Annotated in this window: 6 protein-coding genes and 1 pseudogene; all 7 read right to left on the bottom strand. The window is 66.1% G+C overall.

Translation table 11 applies throughout. The features are described from left to right. A pseudogene (locus SCI24_RS19825) lies at window positions 1–519 on the bottom strand (hybrid sensor histidine kinase/response regulator); the annotation flags it as partial. Window positions 520–540: 21 nt separating this feature from the next. Then, window positions 541–1,059, bottom strand: a complete 519-nt coding sequence (locus tag SCI24_RS19830; protein WP_318727019.1) for a molybdopterin-dependent oxidoreductase — start codon at window positions 1,057–1,059, stop codon at window positions 541–543. Between the two features lie 136 nt (window positions 1,060–1,195). After that, window positions 1,196–2,014: a DUF2189 domain-containing protein gene (locus tag SCI24_RS19835; protein WP_318727020.1), complete on the bottom strand. Its 819-nt coding sequence runs from the start codon at window positions 2,012–2,014 to the stop codon at window positions 1,196–1,198. A 186-nt stretch (window positions 2,015–2,200) separates the two neighbouring features. Next, window positions 2,201–2,986: a ZIP family metal transporter gene (locus tag SCI24_RS19840; RefSeq protein WP_412930271.1), complete on the bottom strand. Its 786-nt coding sequence runs from the start codon at window positions 2,984–2,986 to the stop codon at window positions 2,201–2,203. Between the two features lie 231 nt (window positions 2,987–3,217). Continuing rightward, on the bottom strand, window positions 3,218–3,646 hold the full coding sequence (locus SCI24_RS19845; protein WP_318727022.1) for a universal stress protein: 429 nt from the start codon (window positions 3,644–3,646) through the stop codon (window positions 3,218–3,220). Window positions 3,647–3,659: 13 nt separating this feature from the next. Further along, window positions 3,660–6,254: a TRAP transporter permease gene (locus SCI24_RS19850; RefSeq protein WP_318727023.1), complete on the bottom strand. Its 2,595-nt coding sequence runs from the start codon at window positions 6,252–6,254 to the stop codon at window positions 3,660–3,662. A gap of 136 nt (window positions 6,255–6,390) precedes the next feature. Next, entirely contained in the window at window positions 6,391–7,371 is a 981-nt protein-coding gene (locus SCI24_RS19855; protein WP_318727024.1) for a TAXI family TRAP transporter solute-binding subunit, read from the bottom strand. Window positions 7,372–7,670 lie beyond the last annotated feature (299 nt).

Raw genomic sequence — 7,670 nt, forward strand, 5'->3', positions numbered from 1 at the left:
ATAGAGGGTCTGCAGTCGCTGCCGTTCCCGGGTAGTGGTCTCGGCCAGGTGGCCATTGATGGCGATGATCAGTCGCTCGGTCACGCCACCCAGGGTCTCGAGCCGCTGGGTCAGGCTGGCCCGGGCGTCATCGTCGAGGCGCTCGAGCCCACGGATCTGTTCATCCAGGGCCTGCAGGTGCCGCTCGATCTCCGGGACCAGCTCCTCGGCCACGCGGATGTTGCCGAGCAGTTCGGTGATGTCGCCATCCTGCAGCAGGGTGAGGCGGCTGTAGAGCAGCTCGAAGCGCAGGCGCAGGGCCTGCAGCGACTCGCGGGAAAGGTCGGGCCGAGCGAGGAAGCTGCGCAGCTGCACCGTGTCCCGGTCGAGCTTGTAGGCGTGCCAGGCCGCATCTCCCCCCACGCTCTCGGCCAGGCGGTCCTGGCGCCAGGCCACCAGGCCCACCACCACCAGGGCGGCGGCGAAGAACACCAGGGCGGCGATGGCACCCAGCTTGAGACGCAGGGGATAGCGCAGCAATTCAGCTCTCCGCGGCCTGGCTCAGGGCACGATGATCCGCTCGACGTGCCATACCGAGCGGAAGCGGATGGCCTCGGTGAGCAGTTCGGGGTGCTCGTCGAAGGGGTAGAGCACGAACAGCGGCCCGTACTCGCGGATGGTCAGCGGTTCGCCGTCGCGGGTCATGGCCAGGATCACGTCGTGGCGCCGGAAGTCCGCCATCGGCACTTCGGCCTCGTAGTGGTTGAGCGCCCGGATGCGCACCTGCTCGGCTTCAGCGGCACCGACCGTCTCGAGCAGGGCGCGGACCAGCGGACCCTCGTAGCGTCCCCTGTCGCGATGCCAGGGCGTATGGGTCTCGATGACCCGCGCCGGCAGGGCCTCGAGCATGGCGCGGTCGAAGTGCGCCTCGTCGCCCACGTTGGCGTGGGCGATGTCGCCACTGAGGGTCAGCAGTACCCTGCCCGTGGGCGTCGGCAGCGGGGAAGCCAGGGCGATGGAGAACGGCACCAGGGCCAATAGCAGCAACAAGAGCGGACGAAGGGCGATACCGGTCAGCATCGGCAGGCTACCTGCGAACGGAAAAGATGCTCCAAGAGTACGCGATTCGGCATCGGAGGTCAGGAGAGCGTCCCGCAAAAACCTCAGGGGGCGCTCGGCGCCCCCTGAGGTTTCCCGTACTTCCGGGGAGATCGCGTCAGCTCTTCAGCTCTTCCACCGGCTCGATGCGCACCAGGTCCTCGTAGGCGTGCCAGCTGGCGTGGCCCAGGACAGGCAGGATCAGCGCCAGGCCGATGTAGAAGGTCATCACCCCGACCAGCACGCAGCCGGTGAGGATCACCGCCCACAGCAGCATCGGGCGGAAGTTCTTCGACACCGAACGGATGCTGGCCTCGATGCCCTCCATGAAGGTCAGGTCCTGGTCCATCAGGGTGGGAATGGCCACCACGCTGATGGTGAAGGCACCGAACGCCAGGACGGCGCCGATCGCGGTACCCACCGCCAGCATCATCAACCCGTCGGTGGTGGTCAGCAGCGTGGCATAGAGCGTCTCGGGACTCGGTGCCTCGAAGCCGAAGAAGAGCGCGAACAGCAGGGTGGCCAGGCGAATCCAGGCGAGGAAGAAGATCATCATCATCACGCCCATCATCGCCAGTTGCCCTGCATGGCCCTTCCAGCCGCCGAAGGCGTCGCCCAGGTTGGGGGCGCGGCCCGCCTCCAGCGCACGGCTGATGCCATAGGAGCCCACCGCCACCAGGGGGCCGATGAACATGAAACCCGCGACCAGCGGCAGCAGCCAGTGCCAGAGGCCCAGCGTGAAGGCGCCGGCGGTGACGGCGACGCTCAGCCCCACCCAGAACATGCCGTAGGCCAGGCTGACCGACATGGCCTGGCGAAAATCCTCGAACCCTGCTGCCAGCCAGGCTCGCGGCTTGTCCATGCCCACCGACCGGATGCTGATCCTGACATCGGGCGCAGCACCCTTGCCACGTTCTCTTGTCGCTGCTGCATTCATGGTCACACCCCTGTTTGCCGCCTGTTGAGTCCCGGTGCTGCCGGGCCGGTTCAAGGCCGCATCCGGCATTCTGCCGTAATGCGCCCTTCATCTCTTAACACCTGGTTAATGTAGACGACGGCAGCCGATCCCGCAGGATGTGTTGTGTTTCGAGACTCAACGCAGAATGTCCTGGCGACGCAGGCTTCACGCCAGGGTCTTGCCCAGGGTCATCATCAGCACGAAGCCGACCAGCACCCCCATGGTGGCGTAGGTCTGGTGGCCCTTGCGATGGGATTCGGGAATGATCTCGTGGCTGATCACGAACAGCATGGCCCCGGCGGCAAAGGCCAGCCCCAGCGGCAGCAGGAAGGCCGCGACGGTGACCACCACGGCGCCGAAGGCACCCCCGACCGGCTCGACGAGGCCGGTGAGCAGGGCCACGCCGAGGCCGGTCCAGCGGCTGTAGCCCACGCTCATCAGGCCGATCGCCACGATCAGTCCCTCCGGCATGTTCTGCAGCCCGATGCCGATGGTGATGGCCAGGCCGCCGGTGATGTCGCCGGTGCTGTAGCCGACCCCTACCGCCAGCCCCTCGGGCAGGTTGTGGATGGAGATGGCGAAGATGAACAGCCAGATGCGCTTGATGCGGGCCGCCTCGGCGCCGCTCTGCTTGCCCACGGCGAAGTGCTCGTGGGGCAGCAGCTTGTCCAGGAGCAGCACGGCCAGGCCACCGAGGCCGATGCCCAGGGAGACCAGCAGCGATGCAGCCAGCACATCGGGCACATAGCGCTGGGCCTCGGTGATCGCCGGCTCCGCGAGGGAGAAGGCAGTCGCCGCCAGCATCACCCCGGCGCCGAAGCCCAGCAGGGAATCCTGGACGCGAAAGCTGACGCGCTCGAACAGCAGCACCGGCAGGGCCCCCACCAGGGTGAAGAGCCCGGCCACCAGGCTCGCCAGGATGCCGAGCTGCACCCGACCGAGGCCGTCGATCCAGTCCAGCCGGCCAGCCTCCTGGAACCACCAGCCGAGCAGCAGGCCGAGCGTGGCCAGCAGCATCACCGGCATCAGCCAGGCGCGTCCGATGTACTTCCATTGATCCGTGGTCATGCGTCTCGCTCCCTGTCTCGCCCGGTGGTCCAGTGCCGGGGACAGCACCCCCCTACGCGAACGCCTCCATCGAGGGAGGCGTTCGCAGGGTACTACAGAATCCGGCGGTCCCGCTCAGCGCACGATCATCACCGATACCTTGGAATGGTGCACCACGTGCTCGGCATTGGGCCCGAGCACGTAGTCGGCGAACTTGCGCTTGTTGTGGGAGGCCATGACGATCAGGTCCACCTCGAGCTTCTTCGCCGCCTTGACGATCGCCTCCCACGGGGAGCCATCGACGATCACGCTCTGGGCCGTGATGTCCTCGGGCACATGGTCGCGGATGAATTCGTGCTGGGCCTCCTTGATCGCCTCATGGGCCTTCTTGGCGAAGTCCTTGGGGAAGTAGGAGCCGACCAGCGGCATACGGTAGTCCGGCAGCACCGTCACCACATGCAGCGACGCGCCGAAGCTGCGGCACAGCGCCACCGCCGTCGGCAGCGCCTTGGTCCAGGAGGCCTCCTCGTTGAGGTCCACCGGAAACATGATCTTCTGGTACATGACGCTCTCTCCTTCAGGCTGATGCCGCGGCGGCAGTGCGATCACGCCGCCGGCGCTGCATCACTACGATCAGGCCGAACACCAGGAAGGCCGGGATCCACATCAGCTCCTTGGTCCAGCGGTCCACCGGGGCCAGCACCTCGATGATCTCCTGGTCGAAGTCGAAGCCCAGGTCCGCGGCCTGGCTGCCATAGGCCACCATGTCGACCACGGCCCGCTCATCCTCGATGATCAGCTCCAGGCCCAGGTTCTCCAGGCGCTCCTGGCCGGTCTCGCCCGCCGGCACCGGCAGCTGCATGTAGGTCGTCAGCGGATCGCCGAAATCATCCTCGCCGCGAATCTGCAGGCGCAGGGTGCTCTCCTCGTCGACGCTGCCCAGCGCCTCGACGAACTGCGCCGGCGGGATATCCTGATAGGGATCATGGATGCGATCCATCCAGAAGCCCGGCCGGAACAGGGTGAAGGCAATCAGCAGCAGCACGATGGACTCGTACCAGCGGTTGCGGGCGATCATGAAGCCCTGGGTGGCCGCGGCGAAGATCAGCATGGCGATGGTCGATACCACGAAGATCACCACCCCCTGCAGGGGCGAGACATCGATCAGCAGCAGGTCGGTGTTGAAGATGAACAGGAACGGCAGTGCCGCGGTGCGCAGGCTGTAGTAGAAGGCCTGGAAGCCGGTACGGATCGGGTCACCGCCCGAGACCGCGGCCGCCGCGAAGGAAGCGAGCCCCACCGGCGGTGTGACGTCCGCCATGATGCCGAAGTAGAACACGAAGAGGTGCACCGCGATCAGCGGCACCAGCAGGCCGTTCTGCTCGCCCAGCTGGACGATCACCGGGGCCAGCAGCGCCGACACCACGATGTAGTTGGCCGTGGTGGGCAGTCCCATGCCGAGGATCAGGCTGAGCACCGCGGTGAAGATCAGGATCAGCATCAGGTTGCCCATGGAGAGGATCTCCACCACGTCGGCCAGCACCAGGCCGACGCCGGTCTGGGAGACCGCGCCGACGATGATGCCGGCGGTGGCGGTGGCGATGCCGATGCCGATCATGTTGCGGGCACCGGTGACCAGGCCGTTCCACAGGTCCAGGGCCCCCTCGCGCAGGTCCGCCGCCATGTCGCTGTGACCGCGGAAGATCGCGGTGATGGGACGCTGGGTGAGGATGATGAAGACCATGAACACCGTGGCCCAGAAGGCCGACAGCCCCGGGGAGAGGCGCTCCACCATCAGGCACCAGATCAGCACGATCACCGGCAGGATGAACTGCAGGCCGACCATCACCGTGGGCCGGGTCTGGGGCAGCTTGTAGATGGGGGTGTCCGGGTCATCGAGCTCCAGCTCGGGGTAGTGCGAGGCGACCTTGAGCAGCCCCACGTAGATCGCCGCGAGCCCCACGGCCACCACCCAGGGGGTGGCATCACCCAGTACCGGCTTGAGCCAGCCCAGGCCATAGTAGACCGCGAGGGCCGTGATCATCATCAGCAACAGGCCGCCGAGGAAGCCGATCACCTTGCGTACCAGCGGCTTGGGCGGATTGCTGCTCTCCAGCCCCTGCAGGCCGGCCTTGAGGGCCTCGAGGTGGACGATATAAATCAACGCGATATAGGAGATCAGTGCCGGCAGGAAGGCGTGCTTGATGACCTCCACGTAGGAGATGCCCACGTACTCGACCATCAGGAAGGCCGCGGCGCCCATCACCGGCGGCATGATCTGGCCGTTGACCGAGGAGGAGACCTCCACCGCCCCGGCCTTCTCGGCGGAGAAGCCGACGCGCTTCATCATCGGCACGGTGAAGGTGCCGGTGGTCACCACGTTGGCGATGGAGGAGCCGGAGATCAGGCCGGTCATGCCCGAGGCGACCACGGCGGCCTTGGCCGGCCCGCCCTTGTAGTGGCCGAGCAGCGAGAAGGCGACCTTGATGAAGTAGTTGCCGGCGCCGGCCTTGTCGAGCAGGGCGCCGAACAGCACGAACAGGAAGACGAAGCTGGTCGAGACCCCCAGGGCGATGCCGAAGACCCCCTGAGTGGTCAGCCACTGGTGGTTGACCAGGCCGAAGAGGCTGACCCCGCGATGGGAGAGGATGCCCGGCATGTAGGGCCCGGCCAGCGAGTAGAAGATGAAGATAGAGGCGATGATCGCAAGCGGCGGGCCGAGCGCCCGTCGCGTGGCCTCGAGCAGCAGCAGGATACCGGCCACGCCGATGATCACGTCCTGCAGGATCGGCGCGCCCGGGCGCTGGGCGAGCTGCTCGTAGAACATGAACATGTAGGCGCCGCAGAAGGCCGCCGCCGCCGCCAGGACCCAGTCCTGGATGGGGATACGGTCGCGGGGCGAGCGCTTGAGCGCCGGATAGGCCATATAGGCCAGGAAGAGCGCGAAGGCCAGGTGGATGGAGCGGGACTCGGTGGCGTTGAAGACCCCAAAGCCGATCATGAACGGCAGCGGGGACGCGATCCACAGCTGGAAGAGCGACCAGGCGGCGGCAATGCTGACCAGCAGCTTGCCCGGCGTCCCGGCCGGCTTGCGGGCCCCGGTATCGCTCGAGGCGACCATGTCCTCCAGGTCGACCTCGTGCCCGGCGGTCCTCTTGTTGTCCTCAGTCATAAGCGTGCCCTGCTCTGTAACGTTTGCCCTGGGAACCCCTGCTGGTGATGCCCTTGGGCATCCCAAACAGAATGCGCGGCCCCCCTCGGGTGACCGCGCATTCTTCACCGAGGTGAAATCACCTCAGGTTGTCGGATCACTCGATCCAGCCCTGCTCGCGATAGTAGCGGGCGGCCCCCTCGTGCAGCGGCGCGGAGAGGCCGGAGGTGACCATCTCTTCCGGATCGAGGTTCTCGAAGGCCGGATGCAGTCGCTTGAAGCGGTCGAAGTTGTCGAAGATCGCCTTGACGGTCTGGTAGACGACCTCCTCGTCGGCCTGGGCGGTGGTCACGAAGGTGGCCGCCACGCCGAAGGTCTCGACGTCCTCGTCATTGCCCTTGTAGAGGCCGCCGGGGATGACCGACTTGGAGTAGTAGGGATGCTCCTCGACGATGCCGTCGATGGCCTCGCCGGTCAGCGGGATCAGGCGCGCATCGACGGTGGTGGTGGCCTCCTGGATGGAGCCGTTGGGGTGACCGACCACATAGACCATGGCATCGACGTTGTTGTCGGCCAGGGCCGCGGCCTGCTCGGCGGCATCCAGCTGGGAGGCCAGGGCGAAGGTATCCTCCGTCCAGCCCTTGGCTTCCATCACCACTTCCATGGTGTTGCGCTGGCCGGAGCCCGGGTTGCCGATGTTGACGCGCTTGCCTTCCAGGTCGTCGAGGCTCTCGATGCCGGAGTCGGCGCGGGCCAGCAGGGTCAGCGGCTCGCCGTGGACGCGGAAGACCGCGCGCAGGTCCTCGTAGGCGTCCCCCTCGAAGTTGCCGGTGCCGTTGTAGGCCTGGTACTGGACGTCGGACTGCACCACGCCCATGTCCAGCTCGCCGGACTTGATGCCGTTGACGTTGGCCACCGAACCGCCGGTGGAGGGCGCGTTGCACTTGATGTTGGCATCTTCCAGACGGTTCACCAGGCGACAGACGGACTGGCCGACCACGTAGTAGACGCCGGTCTGGCCACCGGTACCGATGGTGATGAACTTCTCTTTATCCTGGGCCATGGCAGGCGAGGCGAACATCGCGGCCCCCAGGATCGCGCCGGTGAAGGCAGCAGCAGAGAATGCATGGCGTTTCATGGACACACCTCTTTATTTTCAACAAACGTGTTGTGCAAACGGGTTCCGATATGGCAGCCCCGTGACGCGACCGCCGGCGGCTTTGCCGCCCTCTCCTACTTTAGCGAAAAAAGCGGACGCTTGATGAGGCCTTTTTCCATAAATACGAGTCTAGACCCCCGGGCACGTTGAGTGGGCGTTAATTTTCGCCGCCTCTTCTCACGCAGTGTAAAGCGTTCAGGGCTAGTCGGGTAGACCGGGCGATTGCTCGACCCGGCCCCCCTCAGATCCGGGCATGCGCAATTGACGCACCCGGCTCC

The organism is Halomonas sp. (assembly GCF_033549285.1).
Taxonomy (GTDB): domain Bacteria; phylum Pseudomonadota; class Gammaproteobacteria; order Pseudomonadales; family Halomonadaceae; genus Halomonas.